Below are 18,444 nucleotides of genomic sequence, written 5' to 3' on the forward strand. Positions count from 1 at the left end.
AAAGCGACGGAAAGAGTCAGGTATTCAAGATACCTTTGAAATACCTTAATAGTACCTTTGGTATTTAACAGCGATCGATCTCACATTTTATGCTTCTGCCCGGCAAGCCCGTTTATAATTGGTTTAGGTTTTGTTTAGATTGCCGGTCACGGCGTTGATGTGAGGTTGATTAAAATGTTTCTGAATCATTTACAATTACACTCAGAATGTTTCTGTCGCCTTACGCGCCACAAGGATAAGGAATTACCATGCGAATTTTAGTCATTGAAGATAACGCACTGTTGCGCCATCACCTTTCAGTTCAGATGAGAGAGATGGGGCATCAGGTTGATGCCGCTGAAGACGCCAAAGAAGCCGATTATTTTTTGCATGAACATGCACCGGATATCGCGATTGTCGATCTCGGTTTGCCGGGCGAAGACGGCCTGAGCCTGATCCGCCGCTGGCGCAGTCACCAGGCAAATTTGCCGATTCTGGTGCTGACCGCCCGCGAAAGCTGGCAGGATAAAGTCGCGGTGCTGGAAGCCGGTGCCGACGATTACGTCACCAAACCTTTCCATCTGGAAGAAGTGCTGGCACGTATGCAGGCGCTGATGCGCCGCAACAGCGGCCTGGCATCACAGGTCATTACCCTGCATCCGTTCCAGATTGATTTATCCCGTCGTGAACTGACCGTTAACGAAAATCCCATTAAACTGACCGCTTTCGAATACACCATCATCGAAACGCTGATCCGCAACGCCGGAAAAGTGGTCAGCAAAGACTCACTGATGCTTCAGCTCTACCCGGACGCAGAACTGCGCGAAAGCCATACCGTGGATGTCCTGATGGGGCGCCTGCGCAAAAAACTGCAGGCAGAGCACCCGGAAGATGTGATCACCACGGTACGCGGCCAGGGTTATCGTTTCGACATCCGCGCATAACGACGTGGTTTACTACCGCCTGATGCCTCACTACGTAAGGACGCGTCATGAAAGGACGTACTAAAAAACCCTTCTCCCTGCGCGTGCGTTTTATGATGGCGACGGCCGCCGTTGTGCTCGCGCTTTCGCTGGCCTACGGGCTGGTGGCAGTGGTTGGCTACATGGTGAGTTTCGATAAAACGGCCTATCGCCTGCTGCGCGGTGAGAGCAATCTCTTCTTTAGCCTGGCGCAATGGCGCGAAGGCAAACTCTCCATCAATGTTCCGCCCGATCTGGACCTTAATACGCCCACGCTGGTGTTTATTTACGACGCCGACGGTAAATTGCTGTGGGCGGAACGCCGTATCCCGGAACTGGAAGCTCAGATCAATAAAGCCTGGATGAATAAACCAGGTTTTTATGAGCTGGATACCGACACGCAAATCAGCAGCGAAGTGTTGGGTAATAATCCGCAGGCGCAGGACAAGCTGAAAGATTACGACGACACCGATGCCAACGCCATGACGCACTCCATCGCGGTGAATACCTACAACGCCACGGCGCGCCTGCCGGCACTGAACATCGTGGTCGTCGATACGATCCCGCAAGAGTTACAGCGTTCCGATCTGGTCTGGGAATGGTTCAGTTATGTGCTGCTGGCCAATCTGTTGCTGGTGGTGCCGCTGCTGTGGCTGGCGGCGTACTGGAGCCTGCGGCCCATCAAAGAAGTGATCCATCAGGTCGCCGAACTGGAAACCCATGAGCGCGAATCGCTGGATGAAAATCCGCCGCGCGAGCTGCTCGGGCTGGTGCGCAATCTGAATATCCTGTTGCACGGCGAACGTGGGCGCTACGATCGCTATCGCACCACGCTGGCAGACCTGACTCACAGCCTGAAAACGCCGCTGGCGGTGTTGCAGTCCACCCTGCGCGCCCTGCGCAATGGCAAACAGATGACCATCGAAGAAGCTGAACCGGTGATGCTCGAGCAAATCAGCCGCATCTCGCAGCAGATTGGCTATTACCTGCACCGGGCCACCCTGCGCTCTGAACAAAATTTACTGATCCGCGAAGTGCATTCGGTGCCTGCGATCCTCGACGGTTTGTGTTCGGCGCTGAACAAGGTGTATCAGCGTAAAGGGGTGGTGATCACCGTCGATATCTCGCCGGAAATCACCTTCGTCGGCGAAAAGAACGACTTCATGGAAGTGATGGGCAACGTCATTGATAACGCCTGTAAATACTGCCTGGAGTTTGTGGAAATCAGTGCGGTGCACACCGAAAACCAGCTGGTGATCCTGATTGAAGATGACGGCCCTGGCATTCCGGTCAGCAAACGTGAAGTGATTTTCCAGCGCGGGCAGCGCGCCGATACCCTGCGTCCGGGGCAAGGGCTGGGACTTTCTCTGGCGAACGACATCATCGAGCAATACGACGGCCAAATCATCATTGGCGACAGCCCGCTCGGCGGGGCCAGCATGCGGGTTTGCTTTGGTTTACAGCAAGGCATCGAGCTCGAATAACAGACGACGGATGCAATCTCCGGCAAATTTCGATGCTTTATTCACCGGAGTACGAAATTTGCTGGCAATTGCCCAACGCAGCCGCAACACCTTCCGTTATAATCCTTTACAGACCCACCTTCTTTTGGAAAAAAAATGGATTACAAACTAGACCTGGACTGGAACGATTTCCTGCAACGTTACTGGCAAAAACGTCCTGTCGTGTTAAAGCGCGGTTTCAAAAATTTCGTCGATCCGATTTCTCCGGATGAACTGGCCGGTCTGGCAATGGAAAGTGAAGTCGACAGCCGTCTGGTCAGCAATCAGGACGGTCGCTGGAACGTCAGCCACGGGCCATTTGAGAGCTATGATCATCTGGGCGAAAACGGCTGGTCGGTACTGGTTCAGGCCGTCGATCACTGGCATGAGCCCTCCTCGCATCTGATGACGCCTTTCCGTCATATTCCTGACTGGCGCATGGACGATTTGATGATTTCTTTCTCGGTGCCTGGCGGTGGCGTAGGCCCGCACCTTGATCAATATGACGTGTTTATCATTCAGGGCACCGGCCGCCGCCGCTGGCGCGTGGGCGAAAAAATCGCCATGAAACAACACTGTCCGCATCCGGATTTGCTTCAGGTTGAGCCGTTTGAAGCCATTATCGACGAAGAACTGGAACCTGGCGATATCGTCTACATTCCGCCGGGCTTCCCGCATGACGGCTATTCGCTGGAGAATTCCCTCAATTATTCAGTGGGTTTCCGCGCGCCGAACACCCGCGAAATGATCAGCGGATTTGCCGATCATGTCCTTTCCCGTGAACTGGGAAGCCATCGTTATACCGATCCGGATCTGGTTGAGCGCGAACATCCGGCTGAAGTCCAGCCTGCCGAGCTGGATAAGCTGCGCGGTATGATGCTCGAACTGATCAATAACCCTGAGCATTTCAACAGCTGGTTTGGCGAATTCATCTCACAGTCACGTCATGAACTGGATCTGGCTCCGCCGGAACCTCCGTATCAGGCGGGTGAAATCTATGAACTCATGGCGTCGGGCGAAACGCTTGAACGCGTCGGTGGTTTGCGCGTACTGCGCGTAGGGGATGTGTGTTACGTGAATGGCGAGGCGATGACGTCTGAACAAACCGCCGCCGTTGACGCCATGGCACGCCACAAGACGGTGACTCGTGAAATGCTCGGTGATGCGCTTGACGATCCTTCGTTCCTCGCCCTGTTGTCTGCACTGGTGAACAGCGGCTACTGGTATTTCAACGACTGATATTGATAAAAAAATAAGGGCATTCTGATGCCCTTATTTTTTCCGTTATTAATTATTCCGTTCTTATTTATTTTTTCTTGTTTATAAAAAAACTAGCGCAAACGAAATACCGTTTTAAAGGGGTTTAAATTTCGGGTTTTCGCTGACATTCTTATTTTTACAGCCTTATTATTATCTCGTAAGAGATTACAAATTACAGCAATACGCTTAGGCGTTGAGACGTAAAAGTCACCGTCCATTATCCCAAACACTTTATGCCTGAGAGGGGAATTAATTAAACCGGCTTTTAATATCCTCCCTACTATATTTGCACAATTTTTTGATAATGTTCTAAAGGATGGCGAGTCTTTGGAGTAACAAATGTCATGCCATGTCCGCTTCATCGCTACTTCATCCAGCGATCTGATACCATAAATGACATCCGGATCACAGGCTTCTCTTTCACAATCTATTTCATAACCCGCTGAGGGTCTGGCAGGGTATTTCCTGAAAAGAATTTTGTCGTCTTCGAACCGTGGCCACCAGCTGACATAAGTGCTTTCATGAGCAATCGGACCAATAAACATGGCTGCATGACCAATATTCCCGTCTCCGGGATACCAGATAAATACCCATGCGTTAATTCCCTGACTGAAATCGGCGAAAGCCGTTCTTTGCTTAACAAACTCTCTGATCCCTTCTACTGTCTGCAATCTGGCTACTGTTCGTGCTGTCGGTGCTGTTTCCACGCTATCTCTCCATGATTAACCTGCCAAAATTATGGCATTGATGGAGGCGTAAATATAATGTCATTAATGAATAGAGGTATTATTGATATTGATGGAGGTTATCATTGATATTCAGATAAACTGTAAGTAATCTCTGCGTGTCATGTAATAAACACCCCCGACTTTAATAATAAATCCGGAGGTGTTTAATCAACTTATCTCGATTTCTCTGCGGTGAGCTCTGCAATACGCATAATCACTGATACCGCTTTTTCCATTCCTTCCAGCGTGACAAATTCATGTTTACCGTGGAAGTTATAGCCGCCGGTAAAAATATTCGGGCAAGGTAAACCCCGGAAAGAAAGTTGTGCGCCATCCGTGCCGCCGCGAATGGGCTTCATGATCGGTTCTATATCACAATCCTTCATTGCCTGTTGCGCCAGCGCAATAATGTGCGGATGCTGGGCCACTTTATCGCGCATATTGTAATAGTGATCGTCGAGCGTCACTTCAATATAGCAATCCCGGTGCAGGCCTTTACCGACCAGATGCGCGATATCAATAATCTTTTGCTTACGGGCTTCGAATGCCACTTTGTCAAAGTCACGGATGATGTAATGCATTTCCGCGCGTTCAACGTTGCCCTTAATGGTGGTCAGGTGATAGAAACCTTCATAACCTTCAGTCTGTTCCGGGGTTTCATCGGCGGGTAATTCGCTGTGGAACCGGGTGGCGAGAGAGAGTGCGTTCACCATCACGCCTTTCGCACTGCCGGGATGAACATTATTACCGACGATTTTAATGGTCGCTGAGGCAGCATTGAAGTTCTCGAACTCCAGTTCCCCCACTCCGCCACCGTCAACGGTATAAGCCCATTCAGCACCAAAAGCAGGAATATCAAAGCTTTGTGCGCCTTTGCCGATTTCTTCATCCGGCGTAAAAGCAATGCGGATTGGTCCGTGCGGCACATTGCTGTTTTGCAGACGCACCATCGCGGTAACGATTTCGGCGATACCCGATTTATCATCAGAACCGAGCAACGTTTTGCCGTCTGTGGTGATGAGCGTCTGGCCCAGTAATTGATGCAGCACCGGGAACATCACCGGAGAAAGCACTTCATCACCGTTACCCAGCGCAATATCGCCACCACGGTAGTTTTCGACTACCTGCGGATTGACGTGTTTGGCGGTGAAATCGGGGGCGGTATCAAGGTGGGAAATAAAACCGATAACCGGCACTTTCCAGGCCACATTGCCCGGCACCGTAGCCATGACGCAGCCTTTATCACTGAGCGTTACCTGTGAAAAGCCCAGCGCCATCAGTTCATTACGCAACGCCTGCGCCAGCTTAAGCTGTCCGTCAGTGCTCGGCGTATGTTTTACATTGGGCTTTGATTGGGTATCGAAAGAAACATAGTGAAGAAAACGGTCAAGCAACTTATCCATTTGGGTATCCTCTGGCGGCTGTATTTTATTATGCGCAGCATGAATACCGTGAATATTGCGTCAGGTCATTTTTCACCAAGTTTACGCAAAGAACTCTTAGGATCAGGCGCAATTTTTGGGATGTATCGTTAAAAAAGCCCGGCTATGACCAGGCTTCATCCTTCTTCGTCAGGAATTTATGCACGAATTCAGGCACCACTTCGCTCGCCAGCCCGTAGTGTTTCATATCAAATTCGCTTTCAACCTGACTGGGTTCGAGGTTGAGTTCCACCGCACAGGCGCCGCCGATGCGCGCTTCATGAACAAATCCCGCCGCCGGATAAACATGGCCGGAGGTGCCAATCGCCACGAAGAAATCCGCCTTTGCCAGCGCATCGTAGATGTTATCCATACCCAGTGGCATTTCGCCAAACCACACAATATGCGGGCGCAGCGGAGCCGGGAACTGGCAGCAATGACAGCGATCGTCAACGCTCAGATCACCCGGCCAGTCCAGAATTTGTCCTGACTGCGTGCAGCGCACTTTCAGCAGTTCGCCATGCATGTGCAGCACGCGTGAACTGCCTGCGCGCTCATGCAGATTGTCGATGTTCTGCGTAACCAGCAGGAAATTGTCACCGAGCGCTTCTTCCAGCGTGGCCAGCGCGTAGTGTGCGGCATTAGGTTTGAGATCGTCCTGCTGCAACTGGCGGCGACGTTCATTGTAAAAACGCTGCACCAGCTCAGGGTCGCGGCGATAACCTTCCGGCGTCGCCACATCTTCCACGCGATGTTCTTCCCATAAGCCATCGGCAGCACGGAAAGTCCGGATGCCGGACTCGGCGGAAATCCCCGCGCCGGTGAGCACCACCACGAACGGTTTCTTCAATGACGCGGCGGCCATTGAATCACGGTGGAAAATGTTCGACCGGAACCGCTGATGCCGGATACGTTTATTTTTGCGAAACCGACACAGACGATGACGTGTGCGCATGAAGTGCTCCTTACTCTCTGTGTCTGAACATAAAGGCTGCTTTTGACAATGTGATCACTGACCGCCACTGAGTACCCGGGCCGGATCGATACGGCTTGCACGGCGCGCAGGATACCAGCTGGCCAGCAAACTCAGCACCAGTGCGGTAAACAGTACGCCCGCCACGTCAGTCCAGTGAACTTCCGATGGCAGGAAGTCGATGAAATAAATGTCGCCCGACAGGAACTGATGTCCGGTAAGCTTTTGCAGCGCGTTAATGATATTGGTCAGCTGGAACGCGGCGATCACGCCGATCACTACCCCGGCGATACTGCCGACCAGCCCGGCCAGTAAACCGTACCAGATGAAGACGGCGCGGATAAGCCCGTCTTTCGCGCCCAGTGTGCGCAAAATCGCAATATCACTGCTTTTATCTTTCACCGCCATCACCAGCGTCGAAACGATATTAAAACAGGCTACGCCAATCACCAGCACCATCGCCATATACATAATCGCGCGCACCATCTGGATATCGCGGTACATATAGCCGTAAGTGCCCACCCAGCTGCTGATGTAAACATACGCCTGCGTCACTTCACCGGCGTCGTGCACCAGTTTTTGCGCGGCGAAAACATCGTTCACTTTGATATCGATACCGGTGACGCTGGTACCCATATCCTGATATTGCTGCGCATCCGCCAGTGGCACCATGCCGAGGCTGTGATCAAGCTGGCCACTGAGTTGCAAAATGCCGGTGACCTGCAAACGGATGCGTTTTGGCTGCAACAGCTTCATTTCAGGATCGCTGTTTGGGATCATCACCGTCACCCAGTCGCCCTGCTTCACACCGACCGCATCGGCAACGCCTTTACCGAGGATCAGCTGTTGCTCCCCGGCTTTAAAATTCTGCCATGCGTTGTTTTGCACAAACTTCGGCGCGGCGCTTACGCGGGGTTCACTCTGCGGATCCACGCCTTTGAGCTGAATCGCGCGCAATTTTGCGCCGTGTTCGATCAGACCGTTGAACTGAATATACGGCGCAGCGGCCACAATACCCGGCACTTTTTCAACACGTTCCAGCACGCCCTGCCAGTCATTGAAAGGCTGATTCACCGGACGAATTTCACCGTGAGGCACCACCGCCAGCACGCGATCTTTCAGTTCGCGTTCGAAGCCGTTCATCGCACTCAGACCGACGATTAACACCGCTACACCCAGCGCGATACCCAAGGTCGAAATCACCGAAATCAGCGACACCATGCCGCTGCGACGGCGGCCACGGCTGAACCGCAGGCCGATCAGTAAGGAAAACGGAATGCCTGACATTACTTCGCTCCCAGCAACATCGAATCCTGCTGCAACCTGCCGTCGCGCATTTCCAGCTGACGCGTCAGGCGGTTCGCCAGTTCCAGAGCATGCGTGACCACCAGAAACGCGGTGCCCTGACGCACGTTCAGTTCGCCCAGCAATTCAAAGATACTGTCGGCATTGCGCTGATCCAGGTTACCGGTCGGTTCGTCGGCCAGCACCAGTGAAGGATTATTGACCAGCGCACGGGCGATCGCCACACGCTGACGCTCGCCACCGGAAAGCTCGGAAGGACGGTGATGGCTGCGGTGTTGCAGCCCAACCGCTTCAAGCATCGCCATCGCACGTTCCTGCACCTCAGCGGATTTCTTTTTACCGATCAAAAGCGGCATCGCGACGTTTTCCAGCGCGGTGAAATCAGGCAGCAAATGGTGGAACTGATAGATGAAGCCGAGCTCGCGGTTGCGCAGTTCTGATTTCGCGGAAGAAGACATCGAATTCAGCGACTGGCCTTTAAAAATGACTTCGCCGGAGGTCGGTGAGTCCAGCCCCCCCAGCAAATGCAACAACGTACTTTTACCGGAACCTGAGGTGCCAACGATCGCCATCATTTCGCCCGGCTGCATGGCGAATGTCACGTCACGCAACACGTCGGTGCGCAGTTTGCCTTCCTGATAAGTCTTACAGAGGTTGTCACACTGCAATAATAAAGAATTACTCATAACGTAAAGCCTCTGCGGGGTGGGTGGCAGCAGCGCGCCAGGAAGGATACAGCGTAGATAATAAAGCAATGATCATGGCGGACAGCGCGATAACCACGACCTGAACCGGTTCAATATCGACCGGCAGCGACGCGCCATCAAGCATCAGCCCGATAGCCGGCATAATTGTATTGAGCTGGGTCGCGAGCACCACGCCCAGTACGGCACCGAGCAGCGCGCCGATCACACCGGCACTGGCGCCCTGCACCATAAATACGGCCATGATCTGACGGCGGCTTAGCCCCTGCGTTTGCAGAATCGCCACTTCGCCTTGTTTTTCCATCACCAGTAAACCCAGCGAGGTAATGATATTGAACGCGGCAACCGCCACGATCAGGCTAAGTAGGAGGCCCATCATATTTTTTTCCATGCGCACGGCCTGGAACAGCTCACCCCGACGCTCACGCCAGTCTTTCCAGCTGGTGCCTTCCGGCAGCTTCTGAACGCTCAGGCTGTCGACATCCAGCGGTTTATCAAGGAATAAACGCCAGCCGGTCACGTTGCCTTTCGGATACAGCATCAGACGTGAAGCATCCTGGATATTGACCAGCATCTGATAACCATCGACTTCGCTGTTCGCTGAGAACGTGCCAATCACGGTAAACAAACGCTGACTTGGCACACGCCCGACCGGCGTGAACTGGCTGACGCTGGTCACCATCAGACGCAGCTTATCGCCACGCCGTACTTTAAGCTGTTGCGCGAGCTGATCGCCCAGAATGACGTTGTATTTACCGGGTTGCAGCTCCTGCTGGGCAACGCCAATCATATATTTCGCCAGCGGATCCTGCTGTGTCGGATCGACACCGAGCATGACACCCACGGCCACGCTGCCGGGGCTTTGCAGCACCACGTCACCGGTGGTCAGAGGCACAGCGCGGTTGACACTTTTCAGCGCCGTTATCTGTAGATGGGTAATTTTTTGAGGATCCAGCGATCCGGCCGGTGTGGTCACCAACGCCTGAGGCATCAGACCCAGAATATTTCCTTCCAGATCCTTCTCAAAACCGTTCATGACCGACAGCACCGTGACCAGCGCCATCACCCCGAGGGTAATGCCAATGGTGGACAGCCAGGAGACAAACCGCCCAAAGCGGTCCGAACCACGCCCGCGCATGTAGCGCAGGCCTATGAATAACGCGACAGGTTGATACATGACTTCCGTTTTAAGTGCTTGGCCGCAAATAAGTGCATGGCGCAGACTAAAGTGATGAAGGATAATAAAGGCTAGCACCGCTTTATGGAACCATTAACCCAAAGTAATCGGTTTAATCCCGGGGCTCTTTTGTCCTTTTTTATTGCAGAGCCGGGTTGACCCCGATTGTATGCGCATCGCAAGATACGGTCTGCTAATTGGCCCCCTGCTGCCGCCAAACGAGAACGCAAAACAGCCTATGTCTCAAGATTATCGTTATTCATTGCCTGAACGCCCCGGTGACACCCGCCTTTTAGGGCAACTGACCGGCTCCGCCTGTGCCCTGGAATGCGCCCAAATCAGTGAACGCCACGCGGGCCCGATCATGCTGATCGCACCGGACATGCAAAATGCCCTGCGTCTGCGCGATGAAATTCAACAGTTTACCGATCATAAAGTGCTGAGCATTTCGGACTGGGAAACCCTGCCCTACGACAGTTTCTCGCCACATCAGGAAATCATCTCTTCGCGCCTTTCCAGCCTTTATCAGCTTCCAACCATGGAACGCGGCATCATTATTTTGCCAGTGAATACGTTGATGCAACGCGTCTGCCCGCACGAGTTTTTGCACGGCCACGCGCTGGTGATGAAGAAAGGCCAGCAACTGTCACGCGATAAACTGCGTTCACAGCTGGAACAGGCGGGTTACCGCAGCGTCGATCAGGTGATGGAGCACGGTGAGTTTGCCACCCGTGGCGCCCTGCTCGACCTCTATCCGATGGGCAGCGATGAGCCTTTCCGCATCGATTTCTTCGACGATGAAATCGACAGTCTGCGCACGTTTGACGTCGATACACAGCGCACGCTGAGCGAAGTTGATCACATCAATTTGTTGCCCGCGCATGAATTCCCGACCGATAAAAATGCCATTGAACTGTTCCGCAGCCAGTGGCGCGAGAAGTTCGAAGTGCGCCGCGATGCCGAACACGTGTATCAGCAGGTCAGTAAAGGCACGTTCCCGGCCGGGATTGAATACTGGCAGCCGCTGTTTTTCAGCCAGCCGCTGACCACCTTATTCAGCTATCTTCCGAAAAATACGCTGGTGCTTAATACCGGCGATCTTGACGTTGCTGCCGAGCGTTTCTGGCAGGACGCCAACCAGCGTTACGAAAACCGCCGGGTGGATCCGATGCGTCCGCTGCTCGAGCCTGAAAACCTGTGGCTGCGCGTGGATACCCTGTTCGCTGAACTCAAAGCCTGGCCGCGCGTTCAGCTGCGTACCGATTCGCTGCCGAAAAAAGCCGCGAACACCAATCTCAGTTATGAAAAGCTGCCGGATTTATCTGTTCAGCCGCAAAATAAAGCGCCCATGGATAACCTGCGCCGCTTTAATGAATCCTTTGCCGGCAGTCTGGTTTTCTCAGTGGAAAGTGAAGGCCGCCGGGAAACGCTGCAGGATTTACTGGCGCGCATCAAACTGATGCCGCAGCTCATCACCCGTATTGAAGAAGCTGAAACGGCCGGTCGTTACATTATGATTGGCGCCTGCGAACGCGGTTTTCTGGATGCCGATAAACAGCTGGCGCTGATTTGTGAGAGCGATCTGCTCGGCGAGCGCGTGGCGCGCCGTCGTCAGGACAGCCGCCGCACCATCAACACCGATACGCTGATCCGCAATCTCGCGGAACTGCGCCCCGGTCAGCCGGTGGTGCATGTCGAACACGGCGTGGGCCGTTATCTGGGTCTGACCACGCTCGAGGCCGGTGGCATCAAAGCCGAGTACCTGATCCTGACCTATGCGGGTGAAGATAAACTCTATGTGCCGGTGTCGTCCCTGCATCTCATCAGCCGTTATGCGGGCGGTGCCGATGACAGCGCTCCGCTGCACAAACTCGGGGGCGAAGCCTGGTCAAAAGCGCGGCAAAAAGCCGCCGAGAAGGTACGCGACGTGGCCGCCGAGTTGCTGGATATTTACGCCCAGCGCGAAGCCAAAACCGGTTTCGCCTTCAAACACGACAAAGAACAGTATCAGCTGTTCTGCCAGGCCTTCCCGTTTGAAACCACGCCGGATCAGGCACAGGCCATCAATGCCGTACTGACCGACATGACACAGCCGCTGGCGATGGATCGTCTGGTCTGCGGCGACGTCGGTTTCGGCAAAACCGAAGTGGCGATGCGCGCGGCCTTCCTCGCCGTCGCCAACAACAAACAGGTGGCGGTGCTGGTGCCGACTACGCTGCTGGCGCAGCAGCACTTTGACAACTTCCGCGACCGCTTTGCCAGCTGGCCGGTGCGCATCGAAATGATGTCCCGTTTCCGCAGCGCCAAAGAGCAGCAGGCGGTGATCGAAGAAGCCGTGGAAGGCAAAGTGGATATTATTATCGGCACGCACAAACTGCTGCAAAGCGACCTGCGCTGGAAAGATCTCGGGCTGCTGATTGTCGATGAAGAGCATCGTTTCGGGGTACGCCACAAAGAGCGTATCAAAGCGATGCGCGCTGACGTTGATATTCTGACCCTGACTGCCACACCTATCCCGCGCACGCTGAATATGGCGATGAGCGGCATGCGTGATCTGTCGATTATCGCCACCCCGCCAGCGCGCCGTATGGCGGTGAAAACCTTCGTCCGCGAATACGACAGCCTGGTGATCCGCGAGGCTATCCTGCGTGAAATTTTGCGCGGCGGGCAGGTGTATTACTTATTTAATGATGTCGAAAATATCGAGAAAGCCACTGAGCGCCTGGCGGAACTGGTACCGGAGGCACGTATCGCCATTGGCCACGGTCAGATGCGTGAACGCGACCTCGAGCGGGTGATGAATGATTTCCACCATCAGCGTTTCAACGTGCTGGTGTGCACCACGATCATCGAAACCGGCATCGACATCCCGACGGCGAACACCATCATTATTGAACGTGCCGATCACTTTGGTCTGGCGCAGCTTCACCAGTTGCGTGGCCGTGTAGGGCGTTCGCACCATCAGGCGTATGCTTACCTGCTGACGCCGCCGCCGAAAGCCATGTCTGTTGATGCGCACAAACGCCTCGAAGCGATCGCTTCACTGGAAGATCTCGGTGCAGGTTTTGCGCTGGCGACGCATGATCTGGAAATTCGTGGCGCAGGCGAATTGCTCGGCGAAGGCCAGAGCGGACAGATGACCAGCATCGGTTTCACGCTGTACATGGAATTGCTGGAAAACGCCGTGGAAGCGCTGAAAGAAGGCCGCGAACCTTCGCTTGAGGATCTGACCACCAGTCAGACCGAGGTCGAGATGCGCATGCCTGCGCTGTTGCCGGAAGAATTCATTCCTGACGTCAATACGCGATTGTCCTTGTATAAACGTATCGCCAGTGCGCGCAATGAAAGTGAACTGGATGAGCTGCGTGTCGAACTTATCGACCGTTTCGGCTCCCTGCCAGACGGCGCGCGCAATCTGATTCAAATCGCCATACTGCGTTTAAAGGCGAAAGATCTGGGCATCAAACGCATTGAAGGCAATGAGCGCGGCGGCTTCATTGAGTTTGGCGATAAAAACCGTGTCGATCCGGGCCACCTGATTGGCCTGCTGCAAAAGCAGCCGCAGGTGTATCGTCTCGACGGCCCGACCAAACTGAAGTTTATGCTGGATCTGACTGACCGGCCAAAACGGCTGAAGTTTGTCAGCGAGATGCTCGGAGAATTCGCTGAGCATGTGATCTGAGGGTCTGGTGATTAAAAAAAGCCCGGTGAACATATCATTCACCGGGCTTTTTTATGCCTTCAGGTTATCCGCTATGGCTTACGCAGGGCTTTCACCTGTTCCGGTGTGATATCTCCCGGCAGGCCACCGAACGTCACACGCAGGTAATTCACCATTTCAGCGATTTGCGCGTCGTTCAGTCGGTCAGCAAAACCCGGCATGGACTGCATGCTTTCACCGTTGGGGAATTCCTGCGCCGGTAAACCGTCGAGCACTGAAACGATCAGGTTGCGGCCATCCGGCTGGCGCAAAGTGGCGTTGTTTTGCATCGCCACCGCAACATGCGGTTTGCCCGCGCCGTCGGCCATATGGCACCCGGAACACTGGTCGAGATAAGTGATTCGGCCAGCGTCATTGCCGCCCTGCGCGATGCTCACCGGTACCGCTGCGGGCGGCTTGTCGCCCAGTAAATAGGTGACAATGGCGCGATGATCTTCTTCAGTCAGATGACGGGTGCTGAGATCAATAACCTTGTGCATCTCATCAAACGCTGAGCCCTGGGGTGCAAAACCGGTGGCAAGAAAACGGCTCAGATCGGCCGGGTTCCAGCCACGCTGCGCCAGTGCATCCGGGGTGATCGCCGGTGCGGTGATGCGCCCGAGTGTCCCGCCCTTCAGGTTATTCTCCGTGTCCATCTGGCCGAGTTTGCCGCGCGGCGTATGGCATTCGCCACAGTGGCCGAGCACGTCAGTCAGGTATTTCCCGCGCTGCCAGTCGGCAGAATGTCCCTGCGAGCTGGCCGGCATCGGATCAGACGTGCGGAACAACAGATTCCAGCCAATCATCGCCATGCGCTGATTGAACGGGAATGGCATTTCGTTTTCCGGCACCGGCAAATCCACCACCGGGCGCGTCATCAGAAACGCATACATATCGTCTGAATCCTGACGGGTCACGCCTTTGTACGAGGTGTAAGGCATCGCCGGATAGAGATGACGCCCGCCCGGCGCCACGCCTTTGGTCAGCGCCAGATAGAAATCCTCAGAGGTCCAGCGGCCGATACCGGCGTCAGCAGAAGGCGTCAGGTTGCTGCCGAAGATTTTGCCGAACGGCGTTTCCAGCGGATAACCGCCCGCCAGCGGTGCGCCGCCGGAGGCCGTGTGGCAGGCCGCACAGTCAGACGCCTGCACCAGATAGCGGCCACGTTCTGTCTGCGCGGTGTCCGCCGTCACTTTCTGCACCGGTGCATCCAGCGTGCGGTTTTCCCGCCACCACAACACCGCAATAACGATGATAATCACCGCCAGCAGCGCGAGGAAAAGACGTTTTTTCATCACGCGTGCTCCCTGATCAGACCCGGCGTTTTCAGCACAACATCACGCACCGCTTCGTAGTAACGGACATAGCCGGTACAGCGGCAGATGTGGTTTTCCAGCGCACCGTTGATAGCACCTTCCAGCTCGTTGAGCGCAATCGGATGTTTTTCCAGGCGCTCAAGCAGCAGCGTCGCGGCATTCACAAAACCGGGTGTGCAGTAGCCACACTGGAAACTGTAATGTTCCAGAAACGCCTGCTGAACCGGGGACAGCGTCACGTCGCCCTTATCATCGGTTTTGGCATGGCCTTCCACGGTACGGACTTTTTTACCGTTGAAAAAATGCGCGCCGGTAATGCAGGTACGCACCTCTTCGCTGGTGCCGCTGTCGTGATCGAGAATAGCCACACAGGCATGGCAGATACCCTGACCGCAGCCGAGGCGGCAGCCGGTCAGCGCGACGTATTCGTGCAGGAAGTCGATCATCATCAGGCCTTCAGGTACGTCCAGCGGGCCGTAATGTTGATTGTTAATGGTCAGCTCTAAGGGCTTGGTTGGGATGCTCATTGTAAAACCTCACGAATATTTTCAGCACGAACGGGCAAATCACGGAAACGGTGGCCGGTGGCATGGGCGATGGCGTTCACCAGCGCGGCGACGACCGGGATCATCACCACTTCGGCCATGCCTTTCGGCGGATCGGTTTCCGACAGCGCAGGCAGGATATCGCTGGTCTGTTTCCAGACCGCCACATCGCTGGCGCGCGGCAAATGGTAACGGTTGAAATTCCAGGTTCCGTTGCCCGGCCCGTCTTCGTACAGCGGTAAATACTCGTGCAATGCGTGGCCGATCCCCATCGCCAGCCCGCCCTGCAACTGGCCGGACACCAGCTCAGGCACGATCAGGTTGCCACACTCCATAATGGAATGGTGGGTGAGTAATTCGACCTTGCCGGTGGCAATGTCCACCGCGATTTCAGCCAGGGTGCCGACCGCGCTGTAATAGGTCACGGAGGCGTTGTTACGCTGCGTCGGCGGATAATACACCGCGTCACGCGCCAGCGTGCGGAACTCGCCTGCGCCGTTTCGCACCGCCATGCCATCCACCGGAATACGCTGGCGCACCGTGTTCAGTGTGAAATCGGCTTCCGCCCATTGCCAGCGGTTGAAAACGTGCACCGCCGCGCCGGTCATGCCGTTCATTTCGTAGACTTTTTTCGCCAGCGTTTCGAGGCTGAGAATTTGCATGCCGTTGGCGGTCAGGCCGCCTTCAACCCAGCGGGCATCTTCCTTGCGCACGATGTACGGCGCGGCCTGTCCGCCGCCGATACCGGTTTGCCAGATAGCCATCGCCGCAGGCCATAAACCCTGGTCGAAAATCAGCCGCGCGGCTTCGCGGGTGCTGTGGGAGAAATAATAGGCGGAGTTACTGGCGCTGGACGGCGAGCAGTAAGACGGCGACCAGCGCGGATTGGTTTGCAGTTTGTCCTGCTCTTCCTGCGACATAATGTACGGGTCGCCGCTGGTTTCCACCGGCAATACCGACCAGTCGGTCACTGAGAAATGCGCCTGTTCAGCCGGTTTCCCCAGCCATTCGGCGCACAACACGGATTGCGACGTGGACATTCCCGTCCCCATTTCTGCGCCGCTGTGCCACAGGCTGATTTCGCCTTTTTCACTGAGTTCGACGCGAGCGAAAGAGGTTTCCGCGCCGGTGCCGAAGTCTTTCTGCACGCAACCAAAACCGACGCCATAACGTTTACCCGGATTCTGGCTTTCGTATTCGGCTTTGCGCTTCTGGCGCTGCGTCCATAACGGATGAACGGCGGCTTTTTCCAGCACTTCATCGGCGCGAATTGCGCCCGCAGGAATGGCGCCCTGGGTGTTTTTCATGCCCGATTTCAGGACGTTGCGCAGACGGAACGCAATCGGATCCAGTTTCAGTTCGGCAGCCAGTTCATCCATCATCATTTCGGTGGCGGCCATGCTTTGCAGCGTGCCGTAGCCGCGCGCTGAACCGGCGTCCAGCGCGCGCGACGCCAGCCCGACGGCTGAAAGATCACTTTTCGGGAAATAGTAAATCGACTGCGCAGCGGTCGCGCCCACCATCACCACCGACGGCGTAAAGTTGCTGCGCCCGCCGCCGTCTGCGGTCATTGCTGCGTGGAATGACTGCAACATGCCGGTTTCACGGTTAACCGCGATGTCGTAATTCATATCAAACGCGTGGCGTTTAAGGGAAGACTGGAACTGCTCGAAGCGGTCATTGGCCAGACGCACCGGCAAACCGTCGCCGTACATCGCCGCGACGGCACCGTAATACGGGAAGTTGTAGTGATCTTTCGAGCCATAGCCGACGGTGTAACAGGGATGCATAATCAGCGTTTTCACCGTGCGGTGCGATTTCGCCATCATGCGTGGCATTTCATCGGCCACTTCCTGCGGCGACTGGGTTGGCACCACCATATGCAGCGTTTGCGTCGCCGCATCGTACCAGCCGTTGGCATTATCCGGCTCGAGGGCGGAAGTATCGACGGACTGCGTGGTGAATTTGCGCGACATCACCAGCCAGTCCTGTGGCGGAGAGTTGAGCTCATCGGCCATTTCACGGGCGTAGAACATGCCCTGTTCATCCAACTTACCGCCCTCGCGCCCTTCCGGCCACACCGGCAGATGTTTGCGCATACTGACCGGGAAAACCGGCATGTCTTTCAGGCTGGAGAATTTATCGTCTTCAAAGGCGGTTTCGCCCCCTACGCGCACAAAGCGGAAGGTTCCCCAGGGATCTCTTTCCAGCGGGCCGGTCTTCTCACCGTAGCGCACCACGTTGTCTTTGAACTTGAGGGCGTTTTTGGCGAAGCGGAATTTCGCGAAATCCTGATACACCAGAATCGCCACCGCCTGGCCCAGATAAGCCGGGGTTTTGCCTTCCGGCAGCAGCATGTCTTCACCATAGAATGCCGGGAAGGCCAGCCCGTCACGCGCCAGTACGTCGGCGGTCACCAGCTGATCGGGCTGCAAATCATCGCCCAGCAGAGAGAGATCTAACCCGGCATAAATTTTGTCGGCCTGGGTCACGCGGAGGATAAAGGCATGCGCCTGTTTTTGCGGCCAGTGCGGCATGTCCTGCGCGCGGATATCGCGGGCAAACACCTTCTGCCCCATGACTTTCGCCTTTCCGTCAATGCGGAAACGAACGCGTTTGTTTTGTGCGTCCCATTGTGGCGATTGCAGAATTTTTTCTTCGAACAGCGCAGCGTATGCACGACTGTGCAGCGGCGCGAGATAAACGGAGACACCAGCGATCACAGCGCCTTTAACAAAGCGCCGCCTGGACGGGTTGAAATTGCTCATAAAGTTCCTTGCTTCTTATTGTCTTTCTTATAGTGCGGCGCTTTTACAATTTGTCATAAATTCTAAAAATACCGTTTAACGCGGGCGATTATAGGCAGTCATGT

Annotated in this window: 13 protein-coding genes; 4 read left to right on the forward strand and 9 right to left on the reverse strand. The window is 54.9% G+C overall.

From position 1 onward, the window contains the following. Positions 1–248 precede the first annotated feature (248 nt). The 3 genes from phoP to J1779_RS22075 all read left to right on the forward strand — a co-directional run bounded on the left by phoP (position 249) and on the right by J1779_RS22075 (position 3,682). Positions 249–923, forward strand: a complete 675-nt coding sequence (gene phoP / locus J1779_RS22065) for a two-component system response regulator PhoP (RefSeq protein ID WP_056778830.1) — start codon at positions 249–251, stop codon at positions 921–923. Positions 924–970: 47 nt separating this feature from the next. After that, positions 971–2,425 carry a two-component system sensor histidine kinase PhoQ gene (gene phoQ, locus J1779_RS22070; RefSeq protein ID WP_056778829.1) on the forward strand — a complete coding sequence of 485 codons (1,455 nt, stop codon included), beginning with the start codon at positions 971–973 and terminating at the stop codon, positions 2,423–2,425. Positions 2,426–2,560: 135 nt separating this feature from the next. After that, positions 2,561–3,682 carry a ribosomal protein uL16 3-hydroxylase gene (locus tag J1779_RS22075; RefSeq protein WP_136375120.1) on the forward strand — a complete coding sequence of 374 codons (1,122 nt, stop codon included), beginning with the start codon at positions 2,561–2,563 and terminating at the stop codon, positions 3,680–3,682. 92 nt (positions 3,683–3,774) lie between these two features. Here J1779_RS22075 and J1779_RS22080 read toward each other — a convergent pair whose 3' ends face one another. The 6 genes from J1779_RS22080 to lolC all read right to left on the reverse strand — a co-directional run bounded on the left by J1779_RS22080 (position 3,775) and on the right by lolC (position 10,011). Beyond that, positions 3,775–4,410, reverse strand: coding sequence for a hypothetical protein (locus J1779_RS22080; RefSeq protein ID WP_217204805.1), 636 nt, complete (start codon positions 4,408–4,410; stop codon positions 3,775–3,777). 194 nt (positions 4,411–4,604) lie between these two features. Then, on the reverse strand, positions 4,605–5,834 hold the full coding sequence (gene pepT / locus J1779_RS22085; protein ID WP_183846436.1) for a peptidase T: 1,230 nt from the start codon (positions 5,832–5,834) through the stop codon (positions 4,605–4,607). Positions 5,835–5,976: 142 nt separating this feature from the next. Next, complete coding sequence (gene cobB, locus J1779_RS22090; protein ID WP_056778819.1) at positions 5,977–6,807, reverse strand: Sir2 family NAD+-dependent deacetylase; 831 nt, start codon at positions 6,805–6,807, stop codon at positions 5,977–5,979. Between the two features lie 54 nt (positions 6,808–6,861). Then, positions 6,862–8,112 carry a lipoprotein-releasing ABC transporter permease subunit LolE gene (gene lolE / locus J1779_RS22095; protein WP_056778814.1) on the reverse strand — a complete coding sequence of 417 codons (1,251 nt, stop codon included), beginning with the start codon at positions 8,110–8,112 and terminating at the stop codon, positions 6,862–6,864. Beyond that, the gene (lolD, locus tag J1779_RS22100; protein ID WP_056778810.1) at positions 8,112–8,816 is read right to left on the reverse strand and encodes a lipoprotein-releasing ABC transporter ATP-binding protein LolD; all 705 of its coding nucleotides are present in this window, start codon (positions 8,814–8,816) and stop codon (positions 8,112–8,114) included. Before lolD ends, lolE begins: the two co-directional genes overlap by 1 nt. Then, complete coding sequence (gene lolC, locus J1779_RS22105; protein ID WP_217204806.1) at positions 8,809–10,011, reverse strand: lipoprotein-releasing ABC transporter permease subunit LolC; 1,203 nt, start codon at positions 10,009–10,011, stop codon at positions 8,809–8,811. Before lolC ends, lolD begins: the two co-directional genes overlap by 8 nt. 238 nt (positions 10,012–10,249) lie before the next feature. Between lolC and mfd the strand changes: the two genes are divergently transcribed. After that, complete coding sequence (gene mfd, locus J1779_RS22110) at positions 10,250–13,693, forward strand: transcription-repair coupling factor (protein ID WP_056778806.1); 3,444 nt, start codon at positions 10,250–10,252, stop codon at positions 13,691–13,693. Between the two features lie 71 nt (positions 13,694–13,764). Here the strand turns inward: mfd and J1779_RS22115 are convergent, their stop codons facing one another. The 3 genes from J1779_RS22115 to J1779_RS22125 are packed head-to-tail and all read right to left on the reverse strand — an operon-like array spanning position 13,765 to position 18,340. Further along, positions 13,765–15,006, reverse strand: a complete 1,242-nt coding sequence (locus J1779_RS22115; RefSeq protein ID WP_122095730.1) for a cytochrome c — start codon at positions 15,004–15,006, stop codon at positions 13,765–13,767. Further along, positions 15,006–15,554, reverse strand: coding sequence for a (2Fe-2S)-binding protein (locus tag J1779_RS22120; RefSeq protein WP_217204807.1), 549 nt, complete (start codon positions 15,552–15,554; stop codon positions 15,006–15,008). The genes J1779_RS22115 and J1779_RS22120 overlap by 1 nt, the downstream gene beginning before the upstream one ends. Continuing rightward, on the reverse strand, positions 15,551–18,340 hold the full coding sequence (locus J1779_RS22125; RefSeq protein WP_217204808.1) for a xanthine dehydrogenase family protein molybdopterin-binding subunit: 2,790 nt from the start codon (positions 18,338–18,340) through the stop codon (positions 15,551–15,553). Before J1779_RS22125 ends, J1779_RS22120 begins: the two co-directional genes overlap by 4 nt. Between the last annotated feature and the right edge of the window lie 104 nt (positions 18,341–18,444).

Origin of the sequence: Rahnella rivi, assembly GCF_019049655.1 — a bacterium.
In the GTDB taxonomy this organism is placed as follows: domain Bacteria; phylum Pseudomonadota; class Gammaproteobacteria; order Enterobacterales; family Enterobacteriaceae; genus Rahnella; species Rahnella rivi.